Genomic DNA, 16,035 nt, shown 5'->3' with positions numbered 1-16,035 from the left:
CGACATCCGACGGGCAGGCTTTTCATGCCGCCGGACAAAGCAGGCATAATACCGCGCCTTTACCCGTCAACCGGTAGCCCCGTGAACCAGACGCCCGCCCCGAATACCTTACGCCCCTCGGCTTGCCCGGGGTTGCTGCGTATCGTCCAGGCGTTGGACGGTGGTATTTGCCGGATCAAATTGGCCGGTGGTTCGATCACTGCCGCCCAGGCGATTGCCGTGGCTGACGCGGCCCAGGCCTATGCGGGCGGGGTGATCGAGGCGACCAACCGCGCCAATCTGCAGATTCGCGGGATCGGCGCCCAGAGCGATGCCTTGATCGCGACGCTGCTGGCCGCAGGCCTCGGCCCGAACAACGCCGCCGGTGACGACGTGCGCAACCTGATGCTCAGCCCCAGCGCCGGCATCGACCCGCAGATGCTGTTCGACACGCGCCCGTTGGCCGGGCAGATCCTCGCGACCCTGCAAAACCACCCGCGTTTCCATGAGCTGTCGGCCAAGTTCGCCGTGCAACTCGATGGCGGGGAAGCCCTGGCCATGCTCGAACATCACCACGACCTGTGGCTGTCGGCGTTTAAACGCGACGGCGAAACGTTGCTGGCGTTCGGCCTGGCCGGTTGCCCGGCGCTGGATGCGCCGCTGGCAGCGGTGCCGCTGCACCAGGGCCACGCACTGGTAGTGGCCGTGCTCGAAGCGTTTCTCGACCTCGCCACGCCCGAGCAAACCCGCATGCGTCATTTGCCTGTGGATAACTTGCTGAGCCATCTGCGCCTGCCGCTGTTGCCGGTCGACGGCTTCAAACGCCCGGCCAGTGGCGCGTTGTTGCACCTGGGCAGTTATCCACAGCACACAAAAAATCTGTATTACGTGGCTGCCGTTGCGCCGTTGGGCCGCCTCGATTCGACGATGCTGAAGGGCGCCGCGCAACTGGCCCGCGAGCAGGGCGACGGCACACTGCGCGTCACGCCGTGGCAGGGCGTGCTGCTGCCAGATGTTAAAAATCACGCCGCCGTGACTCAAGGCCTGCAACAGCTGGGTTTCCTCTGCTCAGCCGACCAACCGCTGGCGCGCCTGATCGCCTGCACTGGCTCAAGCGGCTGCGGCAAAGGCCTGGCCGACACCAAGGCCGACGCGGTGCAACTGGCCGCGCTGGAACCGGGACACGCCGTGCACCTGTCCGGCTGCTCACGTAGCTGCGCCGCCGCGCACGTGGCGCCGGTCACCTTGCTGGCCGTCGGCCCGGGCCACTACGACCTCTATTTTCGCGACGCAGCCCACAAAGGTTTCGGCCGGCTGCACGCGCGCACCCTTTCCATTGAAGCGGCGGGCGCCCTGCTACGCGCTCGCCCACGGAGCAACACCGATGATTGATTACATCCGCGACGGTCAGGAGATCTATCGCAACTCCTTCGCCATTATTCGCGCGGAAGCCAAGCTGGACCGCATCCCGGCCGACCTGGAAAAACTCGCGGTGCGGGTGATTCATGCGTGCGGCATGGTCGATGCCATCGACGGCCTGCAGTTTTCCGAAGGCGCCGGCAAGGCCGGGCGCGATGCGTTGGCCGCCGGCGCGCCGATTCTGTGTGATGCGCGGATGGTCTCCGAAGGCGTGACCCGCACGCGCCTGCCAGCCAACAACCCGGTGATCTGCACCCTGCGCGACGACAGCGTGCCAGAGCTGGCGCGGGAGCTGGGCAACACCCGTTCCGCTGCCGCTCTGGAACTGTGGCGGCCGCACCTGGAAGGCAGCGTGGTGGTGATCGGCAACGCGCCGACGGCTTTGTTCTACCTGCTGGAAATGCTCGATGCCGGCGCGCCGAAACCGGCGTTGATCCTCGGCTTCCCGGTGGGTTTCGTGGGCGCCGCCGAATCCAAGGCGATGCTGGCGGCGGACAGCCGTGGCGTACCGTTCGTGATCATGCAAGGGCGCCTGGGTGGCAGCGCCATGGCTGCCGCTGCGGTCAACGCCCTGGCCACGGAGGTCGAATAATGCCGGCACGCGGACGTTTGATTGGCCTGGGCGTAGGCCCCGGTGATCCGGAACTGATCACGCTCAAGGCCCTGCGCCTGCTGCGCGAATCGCCGGTGGTGGCGTACTTCGTGGCCAAGGGCAAAAAGGGCAACGCCTTCGGCATTATCGAAGACCACTTGGTGCCACAACAGACGCTGATGCCACTGGTGTACCCGGTGACCACCGAAGCGCTGCCGGCGCCGATGTCGTACGAACAAGTGATCAGCGATTTCTACGACGCCTCCAGTGCCGATGTGGCCGCGCATCTGGACGCTGGCCGCGATGTGGCGGTGATCTGCGAAGGCGACCCGTTCTTCTACGGCTCCTACATGTACCTGCACGACCGTCTGGCCGAACGCTACGAAGCCCAGGTCATTCCCGGCGTGTGCTCGATGCTGGGCGGCGCTTCGGTACTCGGCGCGCCGTTGGTGTATCGCAACCAGAGTTTGTCGGTGCTGTCGGGTGTGTTGCCGCATGACGACCTCAAGCGTCGTTTGGCGGATGCCGATGCGGCGGTAATCATGAAGCTCGGTCGCAACTTCCCGAAAGTGCGACAGGTGCTGGCAGAACTCGGCCTGGCCGAGCGCGCGCTGTATGTGGAACGCGCGACCATGGCCAACCAGAAAATCGTACCGCTGGATCAGGTGGACCCGGCTTCGTCGCCGTACTTCTCGCTGATCATCGTGCCCGGCGAACGGTGGCAAGGGTGATGAATCCGGCGATTGTTATTTTGGGCCAGGGCAGCCTGGCGACGGCGCGCAAGGTCCAGCAGGTGTATCCCGGCGCCTTGATTCACGGTTTGCTCGGGCGTGTTGAAGGGGCCGACAGGGCTTACGACGAATTCGGCGCGACCCTGCGCCAGCTGTACGCGCAAGGCACGCCGCTGATTGCGTTGTGTGCGGCCGGCATTGTGATCCGCACGCTGGCGCCGCTGTTGCTGGAGAAAGGCGAAGAACCTGCCGTGCTGGCCGTGGCCGAAGACGGCAGCGCCGTGGTGCCGCTGCTCGGTGGCCTGGGCGGTGTGAACGTCATGGCCCGCGAGATTGCCGCTGCATTGGGCGTGGCGGCGGCGATTACCACCAGTGGCGAGTTGCGATTCGGCACCTGCCTGCTTAACCCGCCGAAGGGGTATGAGTTGGGTGACCTGGAGCTGGGCAAGCGTTTCGTTTCCGACCTGTTGGCCGGCGAGCGTGTGCGCATCGAAGGCGCCGCGCCGTGGTTGGACCAGGCCAATCTGCCGCAGGATCAGCACGCGCGCCTGGCCATTCATGTGGGCAGCGCCGCGCGTGAACCAGCGGCCAATGAGCTGATGATTTACCCGAAGACGGTGTGCGTCACTTGCAAGCCGGGTGAGCATCTGGCCGAGCGGGTGCGAACGGCGCTGCGTGAGGCGGGCATTGCTGTGCAATCCCTGGCGTGCCTGTTGGCCAGCGACACGCAAATGGCGCAAGCCTCGTTGCAGCAAGCCGCGCTGGAGTTGGCGGTGCCGCTGCGTTTTGCTCAGGTGGCGCAAGACGCCGATATCTTGATCAGCGTCGCCGAGCAACCGCTGGACGTGTCGCGTGTCGGCCGTGCCCGTGGCCGACTCGCCGTAATTGGCCTGGGCCCCGGCGCCGCCGAGCTGATAGTGCCGGCGGTGAAGGCCGAACTGGCACGCTGCACTGACGTGCTTGGCTACGAAACCTACGTGCGCATGGCCGGGCCGTTCCGTGACGATCAAGTGCAGCACTGCACCGACAACCGCGAAGAAATGCAACGCGCGCGCCATGCGTTCGAGCTGGCCGCGCAAGGCCGCTCGGTGGTGGTGGTGTCGTCCGGCGACCCCGGCGTGTTTGCCATGGCAGCGGCGGTGATCGAGGCGCTGCACGAATCCAGCGACCCGGCCTGGCATCAGGTCGACCTGGAAATCCTGCCGGGCGTTTCAGCCTCTTTGGCGACCGCCGCTCAAGCGGGCGCGCCACTGGGCCATGATTTTTGCGTGATGTCGCTGTCGGACAACCTCAAGCCCTGGTCGATCATTGAAAAACGCCTGGACCTTGCTTCCCAGGCTGACCTGGCGCTGGCGTTCTACAACCCGATCTCGCGGTCGCGGCCTTGGCAATTGGGGCGCGCGCTGGAAATCGTCGCGGTGCATCGCACACCAGAAACGCCGGTAGTGCTGGGGCGCGACATCGGTCGCCCGGGCCAGACGCTGCGCGTCACCACGCTGGGGCAATTGACGCCGGAGCAGGTCGACATGCGCACCATGGTGTTGATCGGTTCGTCCACCACCTGCGTGTTCCCGCGTGCGGGTGGCGGGGAGTGGGTGTACACGCCGCGCTGGTATGGCGAAAAACCCGCCTCCTGAAAACGCCTCTGCGCCCGACAGAAAGCTCCGAGTGACACTGGGTGATTACCCTCTGTGACTCGGGGCTTTTTCTTTTTTTGCCGACGAAAACCGGAAGGCTGCTGCGCGAGTCCCGCAGTTGCTGGGCAGCGTTTTTCCGAGGGTGTGGGCAAGCGTTGTTTGTCGTCTGGCAAGCTCGCCTGTGCCTGGACTAGTGTGGACACACGCCCTATGTGGGGTGCTTGTGGAGAACTGAAAATGGAGCGATATCACGGACGAATCAACCGCGTGAAACGGCGCAAGTTGATTGCCGCTTATAAGCTGCCGGGCGCACCGGGTTTGGCGCCAATGGACACTGAAGATGACAGCAACGCGGCGGTGGTCAACAACGGGGTGATCTCGTTTGTCGAGGGCATGTCGGCGTTGAACCGCGAGTACATCCGCAAAAGCTACCTGCTGGCCAGCAGCTATGTGAGCGATGTGCTGAAGGCCCAGCGCGGCACCGAGGGGTGGTACAACGAATTTATTGCGGTGATGGTCAGCCTGGGCTGGCTACCGGTGCGCAGCAGCTTTGAGCGGGTCTCAAGCGTCGGCAAGGGGCTGACCGTGCAATGCGCCGCGCTGAACATGATTGCGGCGATGTTGGCGACAACGTCGTTGGCCGGGCCGCTGCTGAATGCGCTGCCCAAGCTGGCCGCTGATGCCCTGGAGGCGCTGAAGCGGCAACCGGCGTCGTTCGAGTTGTTCAAGCGCAATTGCACGGTGCATGAGGGCGGTGATTTTGGTTTGGCGTCCTGCGCCCAAACCAATGGCGAAGTCACCATGGTGCTGGTGACTTACAGCAGCCGCGGTGTGAACAAACAACTGGGGCTGCCCTTTTTGGAGTGGGACAGCGCCTCGTTCGAGGCCTTCAGCGGGCAGACGTGCCTGGTGCTGAATACCTCGGTGGTCAACCAGAAAACCCTTCAGATGATGCGCGAAAGCGCGGGCGACAAGGTGCAACTGGCAATCGCCAAGTACCGCATCTAGGGCACCAGGTAGCCGCGCACCCCGGTAAAGATAATTTGCGCGGCCAGGGCGCACACGAACAACCCCATCAACCGACTGACAATCTGCAAGCCCTGGTCGCCGAGAATCCGTTCGATACGGTTGGACAAGTACAGCACCACGCCCACCGTGAGGCTGGCCAGGGCGATGCTGAGAATCGCCATGATCTTGTCATCCCAATGCGGCTGGCTGACGCCCATCACCAGCAGGGCGCCGATGGTGCCGGGGCCGACCGTAAGGGGAATGGTCAGCGGCACGATGGTGACGTCCTGCTGCACGTTGTCGGTTTGCACCGCCGACTTGCCCTGGGCCATGCCCAGCGCGGAAATGAACAGCACGCTGCCGGCGCCAATGCGGAAGGCATCCACGGTAATGCCGAACACGCTGAAAATCACCCGACCGAACAGGTAGAGCAACACGCTCGACACCAGGGTCGCCAGCGCGACTTTCCAGGCCAGGCGCCGTCGTTCCTTGCTGGAGTAACCACGAGTCAGGCTGATAAAGCAGGACAGCACGAAAAACGGGCTGTAGAGCACCAGCATTTTCAGGTAGACGCTGAATAACACGTGGAGCATGAGGGGCGGCTCGCGGGCGGGGAAAGTGTGCAGAGTCTATCAGGCGACAAAGATCAAATGTGGGAGCTGGCTTGCCTGCGATGGCATCAACCGGGTCCGCCTGAGATACCGAGGTGTCTGCATCGCAGGCAAGCCAGCTCCCACACAAGCCAGCTTCCACAGGGGATTGAATTTCAGGTCAGGACGGGGCGTGTTCCGGGCGCTGTTGACGCTGCGCCACCCAGAACTCCACCAGCTCGCGCAATTGCGACAACTCAACCGGCTTGGCCATGTGCCCGTCCATCCCGGCCTGGCGGGCGCGCTCTTTGTGTTCCGAGAGAATGTGCGCCGTCAGCGCCACCACCGGTGTGCGGATGCGCTGGTGACTGACTTCCCACGCCCGCAGTTGCTGGGTGGCGGAGAAACCATCGAGGATCGGCATTTCGCAGTCCATCAGCACCAGGTCGTATCGCTGGGCTTTCATCGCCTCCAGCGCTTCTTCGCCGTTGCTGGCGGTGTCCGGGTTGAGGTTGAGCTTGCCGAGCATGCCGCGAATTACTTTGGTGGAGATGCTGTTGTCTTCGGCCACCAAAATGCGGAAGTCGCCTGGCACGGTCACCGCCGCCGGCGCGGCGAGGGCTTGGCGCGGTTGCACGACGCCCTTGCTGCGTTGGGTCAGCTCGTCGGCCAAGGTGGTCTTCAGCGTATAGCCGGCCACCGGTTTGGCGAGGATGCGTTTGATCCCGCAGTTGCGCGCGATGATCTTGCTCGGCGCATTGCTGATGCCAGTGAGCATGATCAACAGGATGTCGTGGTTCAGGCTCGGGTCTTCCTTGATCTTCGCCGCCAGTTGCATGCCGGTCATGCCGGGCATGTTCTGGTCCAGCAGCACCACGTCGAAGTAATCGCGCAAGTGCGCCTTGGTGCGCAGCAACGCCAGGGCTTCCTTGCCCGACGGCACGGCGCTGACGTTCAGGCCCCAGGCCGTGCATTGCTGCACCAGCACTTTGCGGCAGGTGTCGTTGTCGTCCACCACCAACACGCGGGCGCCTTTGAGCGGGCCGTCGAGGTCGGAAGTCGGGTGTTCCAGGCGCTCCGGGTCCAGCGGCAAGGTCAGCCACAGCGTGCTGCCTTGATGGCTGCCGCTCTTGATGCCGAACTCGCCGTTCATCAACAGGATCAGCTGGCGGGCAATCACCAAGCCGAGGTGGCCGCTCAAACGGGTGGCCGAGAGGAAATTCTTGCTGTGCAATTCGCTGTGCAGCAACGCGTCGCGCTCGGCTGCTTCCATCGGCAGGCCGCTGTCTTGCACGGCAATGCGCAGGCGCGGTTTGGTGCTGCGCTCGTCGAGGGCGACGACGATCAGCACTTCACCTTCGTCGGTTTTTTGCAGGGCGTTTTCCAGCAAGCTCAACATCGCCTGGCGCAGGCGCGTCGGGTCGCCGCTGATCACGCGCGGCACCTGCGGCTGGATAAAACTGATCAGTTCGACGTTCTGCTGTTCGGCCTTGGCGCGGAAGATACTCAGGCAGTCTTCAATCAGCGCGTTGAGGTCGAACTGCACATCGTCCAGCTCGATCTGCCCGGACTCCAGCTTGGAGATGTCGAGAATCTCGTTGATCAGCGTCAGCAGTTCGTTGCCGGCGCTGTGGATGGTTTGCACGTAGTCGCGCTGCTTGACCGACAGCGGCGTGCCCAGGAGCAACTCGGTCATGCCCAGCACGCCGTTCATGGGGGTGCGGATTTCGTGGCTGATCTTCGCCAGGAACTCGGCTTTGGCGGCGATCTCGGCATTGCTGGCGGCCAGGTCGCGGCTGAGGCTGAAGCGCGCCTCAACGATTGCGCGCTGGCGCTCGCCCAGGGCCAGGCTCATCAGCAGGCCACTGAGGCAGATAAAGCCGAGCAGGGTCACGATCAAGCCTTGCGGCGCTACCAGTGTCAGGCCGAGCAGGGCCGGGAGGATGATCAGCGTGCCGATGTTGAACACCACCATCGCCGCCACGAACAAACGCGCGGGCCGGTAGCCTTTTTGCCAGTGATACGCCGAGACAAACAGCATGCTCAAGCCGGCCAGGGCCACCAATGCATAAGTGATGATGTTCAGCGGCAAGGTGTTGACGAACAACAGCAGCAGGCCACACAACACGATCAGCAGAATGTCGGCCATCAGCAGCTTGTTCAGCGGGTGCGGGCCCAGTGGCATGAAGAAACGGTAGGCATACATCAGCCCGCACGGCGCAGTCAGCAGCAGGGCGAGGTAGGCGCCCGGAGTCTGCACGGCGTGCCAGTTTGGCAGCAACGGCCCCACCAGGTTGAGCAGCAGTGCAAGGCTCAGCATCAACAGCACTTCGCAGGCAGCCAGCCATAAACTGCTGCGTGAGCGGTGATAGGCGAAGCGCGTGAGGTTGTGCAGGATCAGCATCACCAGGCAGCCGAACAGCAGGCCGTAGATCAGCGTCTGGTTCTGGTCGGCAGCGGCGAGCACTGCGGGTTCCAGCGTTATGTAGGGGCGCAGTTCGTGTTCCGAGACCAGGCGCAGGTACACCTCAAGCGGCTTCTGGCTTTGCGGCATCGGCAGCATGAAGTCGCTGCTGGGCAGCGGGCGTTCCGCCTGAGGCTGGCGGGTGCCGGTGCTTTGTTGCTCCACCAGCGTGTCGCCGTCCAGTACATAGAGGCTCAAGTGGGAGAGGTCGGGGGCGAACACCCGCAGCACTTGCTCGTGCTTGCCGGGTTGCAGCTTGAAGCGTACCCACAACGCGCCGTCCGGTTGCGCAGCGGTAATCCGGTCGAGTTCGATGGGGCTGAATTGATTGGTGTAGCGGGAGGAACGGATGTCGCTCAGCTGCAGGTCGGCCTGTTCATCAAGCAATACTGCCCACCCACTGCCTTGCGCGGCGGCTTGGGCCGGGAACAAGCAGAGCAGTGTCAGCAGGCTGACTGTAAAACCTATGGCGATCCTGAGCCAGCGCACGGCGAAATCCCTTCGTAGGTTGATGCACGGGTTAACTATGCGCGGGGCGACATGGGTACGGCAAGAGCCAGAGGCCCTTGCCTAACCGAACGGATAGCTACGCAAGTGTAGCTGTTCAGCTGTTCTCGCCGCGTTCACGGGCAATCGCGCGATAGCCGATGTCTGTGCGGTAGAACAGGCCTTTCCAGTCGATTTTCGCCGCCAGCTTGTACGCCTGTTGTTGCGCGGCGTCGACACTGGCACCCATTGCGGTGGCACACAATACACGGCCACCGGCGGTTACAACTTTGCCGTCCTTGAGCGCGGTGCCCGCATGGAACACCTTGCCTTCCAGCGTAGCAGCCGCGTCCAGACCTTCAATCACATCGCCCTTGGCGTAGTCGGCAGGGTAGCCGCCAGCCGCCAGTACGATGCCAACGCTTGGGCGCGGGTCCCACTGGGCTTCTACTTTGTCCAGCGCCTGGGCGAGGGCCGCTTCTACCAGCAGCACCAGGCTCGATTGCAGACGCAGCATTATCGGCTGGGTTTCCGGGTCGCCGAAGCGGCAGTTGAACTCGATGACTTTCGGGTTACCGGCTTTGTCGATCATCAGGCCCGCGTACAGGAAACCGGTGTAAACATTGCCTTCGTCGGCCATTCCGCGCACGGTCGGCCAGATCACCAGGTCCATCACACGCTGGTGCACTTCGCTGGTGACCACCGGGGCTGGGGAGTAAGCACCCATGCCGCCGGTGTTCGGGCCAGTGTCGGCATCGCCGACGCGTTTGTGGTCCTGGCTGGTGGCCATTGGCAGTACGTTCTTGCCGTCGACCATCACGATGAAGCTGGCTTCTTCGCCGTCGAGGAATTCCTCGATGACGACGCGCGAACCGGCTTCACCAAATGCGTTGCCGGCGAGCATGTCGCGTACGGCGTCTTCGGCTTCTTGCAGGGTCATCGCCACGATCACGCCTTTACCGGCGGCCAGGCCATCGGCCTTGATCACGATTGGCGCACCTTTTTCACGCAGGTAAGCCAGGGCCGGCTCGATCTCGGTGAAGTTCTGGTAGTCGGCAGTCGGGATCTTGTGGCGTGCCAGGAAATCCTTGGTGAACGCTTTGGAGCCTTCCAGCTGGGCCGCGCCGGCGGTTGGGCCGAAGCAATCCAGGCCACGGCTGCGGAACAGGTCGACGACGCCTGCCACCAAAGGCACTTCGGGGCCGACGATGGTCAGGGAGACGTTTTTCTCGGCAAAATCGGCAAGCTGCTCAAGGGCAAGCACGTCGATGGCGACGTTTTCGCACTTGGCTTCAATGGCGGTACCGGCGTTGCCGGGGGCGACGAAAACCTTTTGGACGCGTGGGTCCTGGGCAACTTTCCAGGCCAGGGCGTGTTCACGGCCACCGCTGCCAATGATCAAAACATTCATTTCAAAAACCTCAAATTCTGTAGGCGCTCAGGGCGCGCTTCAATGTGGAGCCGAACTCACGTGGCGAGCGGGCTTGCTCCGCGTTGGGCTGCGAAGCGGCCCCAAAACCAGACACCGCAGATTACCTGATCCAGAGCGTTCTGCTTGATTGGGGCTGCTGCGAAGCCCAACGCGGGGCAAGCCCGCTTGCCACAAAGTGCCCGCTCCCACATTTCGATCGAGTTGTATCAGTGGCGGAAGTGGCGCATGCCGGTGAAGACCATGGCGATGCCGGCTTCGTCCGCAGCAGCAATCACTTCAGCATCACGCATCGAGCCGCCTGGCTGGATCACGGCGGTCACACCGGCCTTGGCAGCGTTATCCAAACCATCGCGGAACGGGAAGAACGCGTCAGACGCCATCACCGAGCCCTGCACCTGCAAACCAGCATGCTCAGCCTTGATCGCGGCAATACGCGCCGAGTTCACGCGGCTCATCTGGCCGGCGCCGACGCCGACGGTCTGGCGATTCTTGGCGTAGACGATGGCGTTGGACTTAACGTACTTGGCGACTTTCCAGGCGAAGATCAGGTCGTTGATCTCTTGCTCGGTCGGCGCGCGCTGGGTCACGACTTTCAAGTCTTCGCTGCCGATCATGCCGATGTCGCGGCTCTGAACCAGCAAGCCGCCATTGACGCGCTTGTAGTCCCAGGCAGCGGCGCGGTCTGCCGACCACTCGCCGCAGGCCAGCAGGCGCACGTTGGCTTTGGCTGCAACGATGGCACGGGCCTCTTCGCTGATGCTTGGAGCAATGATCACTTCAACGAACTGGCGCTCGACGATGGCCTTGGCGGTCTCGGCATCCAGCTCGCGGTTGAAGGCGATGATGCCGCCGAACGCAGATTCAGTGTCGGTGGCGTAGGCCAGTTCGTACGCCTGGCGGATACCGCCTTCGGCGTCGGGGCTGACGGCCACGCCGCACGGGTTGGCGTGCTTGACGATCACACAGGCCGGCTTGACGAAGCTCTTCACACATTCCAGCGCGGCGTCGGTGTCGGCCACGTTGTTGTAGGACAGCTCTTTGCCTTGCAGCTGGGTCGCAGTGGCGATGCCGACTTCGGCCGGTTTGGCTTCCACGTAGAACGCCGCGCTCTGGTGCGGGTTCTCGCCGTAGCGCATTTCCTGGGCCTTGATGAACTGGCTGTTGAAGGTGCGCGGGAACTGGCTGCGACCTTCGGTGCTGAGGGTTTCAGCCGCCTGGTTCACGGTGCCCATGTAGTTGGCGATCATGCCGTCGTAGGCCGCGGTGTGTTCGAAAGCCTTGAGCATCAGGTCGAAACGCTGGGCGTAGGTCAGGCCACCGGCTTTCAGGCTTTCCAGCACGTTGGCGTAATCGCTGGCGTTAACCACGATGGCCACGTCTTTGTGGTTCTTGGCAGCGGAGCGAACCATGGTCGGGCCGCCGATATCGATGTTTTCGATGGCGGTAGGAAGGTCGCAGCCTGGCTTGTTGATGGTGGCTTCGAACGGGTACAGGTTAACGGCCACCAGGTCGATCGGCTTGATGCCGTGCTCGGTCATGATGGCGTCGTCGATGCCGCGACGGCCGAGGATGCCGCCGTGGATCTTCGGGTGCAGGGTCTTGACCCGACCGTCCATCATTTCTGCGAAACCGGTGTAGTCCGCCACTTCTACTGCGGCCACGCCGTTGTCCTGCAGCAGTTTGAAGGTCCCGCCCGTGGAGAGGATTTCCACACCCAGGGCTTCCAGCTCCCGGGCAAATTCGAGGATCCCGGTCTTGTCGGAGACACTGATCAAGGCGCGGCGGATCGGCAGGCGGGTGGTCTGGTCGGTCATTTCAATTTCCATCAAAAGCAAAGGAGTCAGCAAAAAAGGCGACCGTTTTTTACGCGGGCGCCTTTCTGGTTTGATTGAATGCTTACAGCAAATCGTACTGCTTGAGCTTTTTGCGCAAGGTCCCACGGTTCAGGCCCAGCAGCTCACTGGCTTTGGTCTGGTTGCCCTTGACGTAGTTCATCACGCTCTCAAGCAACGGCGCTTCCACTTCGGAGAGCACCAGGTTGTACACGTCCGTGACGGAAGCGCCCTCAAGGTGGGCGAAATAATTGTGCAGCGCCTTCTCGACACTCCCGCGAAGGGTCTGGCCTTCTTCGCTCGGCGTGTTGAGGTGCTGTTTCAAATTGACGTTGTCGCTCACGGGTGTTGTTCCACTCACTAAAGTCTCGGTCATCATCGTCATGCGGCCACCCCTTTTGCGTCCCCTGTCCCCAGGCTCTTTTCGCGCTCGCTGAAAAACTCTCGAACGGTGGCGACCTGTATTTGCGTTCCATCCAAACGATTGAAGCGGGCGCGAAACTCCTTGGCGCCCGGCAAGGTTGCGAGATACCAGCCGACATGCTTGCGAGCAATGCGTACTCCCATCACGTCTCCATAGAAGGCGTGCAGGGCGGCCAAATGCTCTAGCAGAATACGTTCCACCTCGACCAACTCCGGTGCCGGCAACACTTCGCCAGTACGCAGAAAATGCTCGATCTCACGAAAAATCCACGGCCGCCCCTGTGCAGCCCGGCCAATCAACAAGCCATCGGCGCCGGTAGCGTGCAGCACGCGACGGGCTTTCTCGGCAGAGTCGATGTCGCCATTGGCAAACACCGGCATCGACACTGCCTGCTTGATTGCGGCGATCGTGTCGTACTCGGCTTCACCGGTGTAAAGGTCGGCGCGGGTGCGGCCATGCACCGCCAGCGCTGTAATGCCTGCCTGTTCGGCGATCTTCGCCACCGTCAGGCCGTTCTTGTTGTCCCGGTCCCAGCCGGTACGAATCTTCAGGGTGACCGGTACATCCACTGCGGCCACCACGGCCTGCAGGATCTCGGCGACCAATTGCTCATCTTTCAACAACGCGGAACCGGCGGCCTTGTTGCAGACCTTCTTGGCCGGGCAGCCCATGTTGATGTCGATGATCTGTGCGCCCAGCTCCACGTTGGCTCGGGCCGCATCCGCCAGCATCTGTGCATCTCCACCGGCGATCTGTACCGAGCGGGGCTCGGGATCACCTTCGTGGATCATGCGCATCCGCGATTTGCGGGTGTTCCACAAGCTCATGTCGCTGGTGACCATTTCCGAGACTACTAGACCCGCGCCCAAACGCTTGCACAGCTGACGAAAGGGCTGATCGGTGACGCCCGCCATCGGGGCGAGGATCAAGCCGTTGGGCAATGTGTATGGGCCGATGCGTACCGCCGACATAGGACTTCCCTGTTGTGGGGCCGGATCATTAGAGTTCGAAAAAGGGTTGGCATGATACCCGCTCTCGATGACTGGATAAAGGCTGAATTGGATAAAATCTGAACAGTTATTTCTTTATCGCTACCGGTTTGGTTGCGAGGGGACCAGTCAAGAATCCGCCGTCAAACCTCGGTGTATGCGCCTGTTCACTCGGGCGAATGGAAACTCAGGCTGTAATTCACCGCTTTGTTGCCCGGATCAAGGATGTCGAGGGAGATATGGATCGGTGTCTGTGATGGCATTTCGCTCACCCCGGCCAGTTCACCGCTCAGGTATTCGGCAGGCTTGAAGCGACGACTGGCAATCAGGCCGCCATTCAAGTCGGCAAAGCGCAGCTCCAGCAGCGGGAAGGGCTGGGAGAACGTGGCACGGTTATAGATGATCGCATCCACCACCAGCGCCCCGGCGAACTCCGGGTTGCTGCGCACCACCAGGTTGCTGCTCTTGACGTGGGCGATATCAACCCGCGATGGCACTGTGCAGCCGAGTGTCGGGCACAGTTGCTGGAACCACGGGCGGTAGGCGTCCTGACGGGCCAGGTCGTCGAATTGGTAAGCGACGTACTGGGCTGCCAGGCCGGCGGCGGCCAGCAGCACCAGGATGATCCAGATCAGGCGACGGCCCCAGCCTGACGGGCGTTTGTGCCCATAAAGGTGCAGCGGGTCGTCTTCCAGGTCCTGGAGTACGTCGTCGTGAGCGCTGGTTACCGGGCGCGGGCGCTTGCCACGCGGTTGCGGCCGCTCTGCGGGTTCCGGCTCGTCCACATCGTGCAGGACGGGGCTGAACGGCGGGTCGAGATCATCATCGTCATCGTGTGCGCGCAACGGCGGCGCTTCATCGACATCGTCGACGTGAAACGACATCGACGGTTCGGTGCGCTGCCGGGTCGCCGGCGCCTTGGCTGGCGCGGGTTCGTCTTCGGGCGTTGGGGAGCGCTCCTCAGGCGGTTCACTGAACAGGCTGGCAGCCCACTTTTCTTCTTCGGCCTTGACGGTGTGACGGCTGGCGCTGAGGGCGTCTTCCTTCTGCCGACGGTCGGTGTTTGCCTGGCGGCGCTCCGCACCCAGCGGCTGCGCGTGCTGAATATCGCGGCGTTCCAGCTTGGCCAGTTCTTCGTCCAGGTCCAGGTTGTCCAGGTCCAGCTCTTCGGCAGTCCACTGTTTCTGGCTGATGGCCCGTGGCGCCTCGGGAGCGGGCTCGAGCGCTTTCTCAACGACGACCTGCAGCTCGGGTTCCGGTGCAGACGCTTTAGTGCGCTGCTCCAGCAACTGGCGCGCTGCGTTGAACACTTGCAGGCACGAGCCGCAGCGAACCACGCCGCGGGCCACGCTCAATTGGGCGTGGTTGACGCGAAAGCGCGCTTGGCAATGCGGGCATTGGGTGACGAAACTGTCGGTCATGCGGCCATCCGATTCAGGCAAGCGCTCATTCTAGCGCCGACGACCACTGATGCGTACCCAGCCATCACGGTTAGCGATCGGATCCAGCTCGAAATCCCTGGCATAGGCGGCGGCGACGTCTTCACCTTGTTCGGCGAGGATGCCCGACAGCGCCAGACGGCCACCCGGCTTGACCAGACTCGACAGCTGTGGCGCCAGCGACACCAGCGGCCCGGCGAGGATGTTGGCGACCAGCACATCGGCCTGTACCTGGGGCAGTTGCTCCGGCAGGTAGAGCGGGAATTTCGCTTCAGGGATGTTGTTGCGCCCGGCGTTATCGCGGCTGGCTTCAAGGGCCTGCACGTCGATGTCGGTGCCGACGGCTTCCTTGGCGCCCAGCAGCAGGGCGGCAATCGCCAAAATCCCCGAGCCGCAGCCGAAGTCGAGCACGTTGCAGTCGGTCAGGTCCTGGCCGTCAAGCCACTCCAGGCAAAGCGCGGTGGTGGGGTGGGTGCCGGTGCCGAACGCCAAGCCGGGGTCTAGCAGCAGGTTGACCGCCTCTGGCTCAGGCGCGGCGTGCCAGCTTGGCACGATCCACAAGCGCTGACCGAAACGCATCGGCTGGAAGTTGTCCATCCAGCTGCGTTCCCAGTCCTGGTCTTCGATGATTTCGCTGTGGTGCTCGGGCAGTGGGCTGCCGGTGAGCAGTTCCATATGGGCCAGAACGGCGGCGCCGTCGGTGCCGTCTTCGAACAGGGCCAGCAAGTGGGTGTGGGACCACAGCGGCGTGGTATTGAGTTCGGGTTCGAAGATCGGTTGGTCTTCGGCGTCCATGAACGTGACCGAGACGGCGCCGACTTCGAGGAAAGCGTCTTCGTAGGTTTCGGCTTGTTCTGGGCTGATGGCGAGACGGACTTGCAGCCAAGGCATGGCGGGCACCTTTGAAAAAATTGAATGTGCAGCGGGGGGCCGCGAAAGCGCGCAAGTTTACGCGAGCGGCGGGAGGGGTGTACACATAACAAATGTGGGAGCGGGCTTGCTCGCGAATGCGG

13 protein-coding genes are annotated in these 16,035 nt (G+C 62.8%); 5 read left to right on the top strand and 8 right to left on the bottom strand.

From position 1 onward, the window contains the following. The first annotated feature begins 24 nt into the window (after positions 1-24). The 5 genes from cobG (at position 25) to Q7C20_RS16480 (ending at position 5,366) form a co-directional block, all read left to right on the top strand. The gene (cobG, locus tag Q7C20_RS16500; RefSeq protein WP_375068773.1) at positions 25-1,371 is read left to right on the top strand and encodes a precorrin-3B synthase; all 1,347 of its coding nucleotides are present in this window, start codon (positions 25-27) and stop codon (positions 1,369-1,371) included. Continuing rightward, positions 1,364-1,990: a precorrin-8X methylmutase gene (locus Q7C20_RS16495; RefSeq protein WP_116627269.1), complete on the top strand. Its 627-nt coding sequence runs from the start codon at positions 1,364-1,366 to the stop codon at positions 1,988-1,990. Before cobG ends, Q7C20_RS16495 begins: the two co-directional genes overlap by 8 nt. Beyond that, on the top strand, positions 1,990-2,721 hold the full coding sequence (locus Q7C20_RS16490; RefSeq protein WP_348061029.1) for a precorrin-2 C(20)-methyltransferase: 732 nt from the start codon (positions 1,990-1,992) through the stop codon (positions 2,719-2,721). Before Q7C20_RS16495 ends, Q7C20_RS16490 begins: the two co-directional genes overlap by 1 nt. Then, a complete protein-coding gene (gene cobJ, locus Q7C20_RS16485; protein WP_375068771.1) occupies positions 2,721-4,358 on the top strand; it encodes a precorrin-3B C(17)-methyltransferase in 1,638 nt (545 codons plus the stop codon). The genes Q7C20_RS16490 and cobJ overlap by 1 nt, the downstream gene beginning before the upstream one ends. A gap of 237 nt (positions 4,359-4,595) precedes the next feature. After that, a complete protein-coding gene (locus Q7C20_RS16480) occupies positions 4,596-5,366 on the top strand; it encodes a hypothetical protein (protein WP_348061026.1) in 771 nt (256 codons plus the stop codon). On the opposite strand, the gene Q7C20_RS16475 is transcribed toward Q7C20_RS16480, so the two are convergent. The 8 genes from Q7C20_RS16475 to prmA form a co-directional block, all read right to left on the bottom strand. Then, the gene (locus tag Q7C20_RS16475; RefSeq protein ID WP_017253590.1) at positions 5,363-5,959 is read right to left on the bottom strand and encodes a MarC family protein; all 597 of its coding nucleotides are present in this window, start codon (positions 5,957-5,959) and stop codon (positions 5,363-5,365) included. The genes Q7C20_RS16480 and Q7C20_RS16475 overlap by 4 nt on opposite strands. Before the next feature lie 178 nt (positions 5,960-6,137). Beyond that, positions 6,138-8,909, bottom strand: a complete 2,772-nt coding sequence (locus tag Q7C20_RS16470; protein WP_375068768.1) for a response regulator — start codon at positions 8,907-8,909, stop codon at positions 6,138-6,140. Positions 8,910-9,024: 115 nt separating this feature from the next. After that, positions 9,025-10,317 (bottom strand): phosphoribosylamine--glycine ligase, encoded by a 1,293-nt coding sequence (gene purD, locus Q7C20_RS16465; RefSeq protein ID WP_375068766.1) that lies wholly within the window; start codon positions 10,315-10,317, stop codon positions 9,025-9,027. Positions 10,318-10,544: 227 nt separating this feature from the next. Next, positions 10,545-12,152 (bottom strand): bifunctional phosphoribosylaminoimidazolecarboxamide formyltransferase/IMP cyclohydrolase, encoded by a 1,608-nt coding sequence (gene purH, locus Q7C20_RS16460; RefSeq protein WP_375068764.1) that lies wholly within the window; start codon positions 12,150-12,152, stop codon positions 10,545-10,547. An 82-nt stretch (positions 12,153-12,234) separates the two neighbouring features. Next, positions 12,235-12,555, bottom strand: coding sequence for a DNA-binding transcriptional regulator Fis (fis, locus tag Q7C20_RS16455; RefSeq protein WP_002555375.1), 321 nt, complete (start codon positions 12,553-12,555; stop codon positions 12,235-12,237). After that, a complete protein-coding gene (gene dusB / locus Q7C20_RS16450; protein ID WP_375068754.1) occupies positions 12,552-13,565 on the bottom strand; it encodes a tRNA dihydrouridine synthase DusB in 1,014 nt (337 codons plus the stop codon). The genes fis and dusB overlap by 4 nt, the downstream gene beginning before the upstream one ends. A 185-nt stretch (positions 13,566-13,750) precedes the next feature. Further along, positions 13,751-15,004, bottom strand: a complete 1,254-nt coding sequence (locus Q7C20_RS16445) for a DUF3426 domain-containing protein (RefSeq protein WP_375068752.1) — start codon at positions 15,002-15,004, stop codon at positions 13,751-13,753. 30 nt (positions 15,005-15,034) lie between these two features. After that, on the bottom strand, positions 15,035-15,913 hold the full coding sequence (gene prmA, locus Q7C20_RS16440; RefSeq protein ID WP_375068750.1) for a 50S ribosomal protein L11 methyltransferase: 879 nt from the start codon (positions 15,911-15,913) through the stop codon (positions 15,035-15,037). Positions 15,914-16,035 lie beyond the last annotated feature (122 nt).

It is taken from the genome of Pseudomonas sp. AMR01, assembly GCF_041946035.1.
Taxonomy (GTDB): Bacteria; Pseudomonadota; Gammaproteobacteria; order Pseudomonadales; family Pseudomonadaceae; genus Aquipseudomonas; species Aquipseudomonas antarctica_B.
The sequence above is the reverse complement of the archived record's forward strand: the minus strand, read 5'-3'. Positions and strand labels throughout refer to the sequence as shown.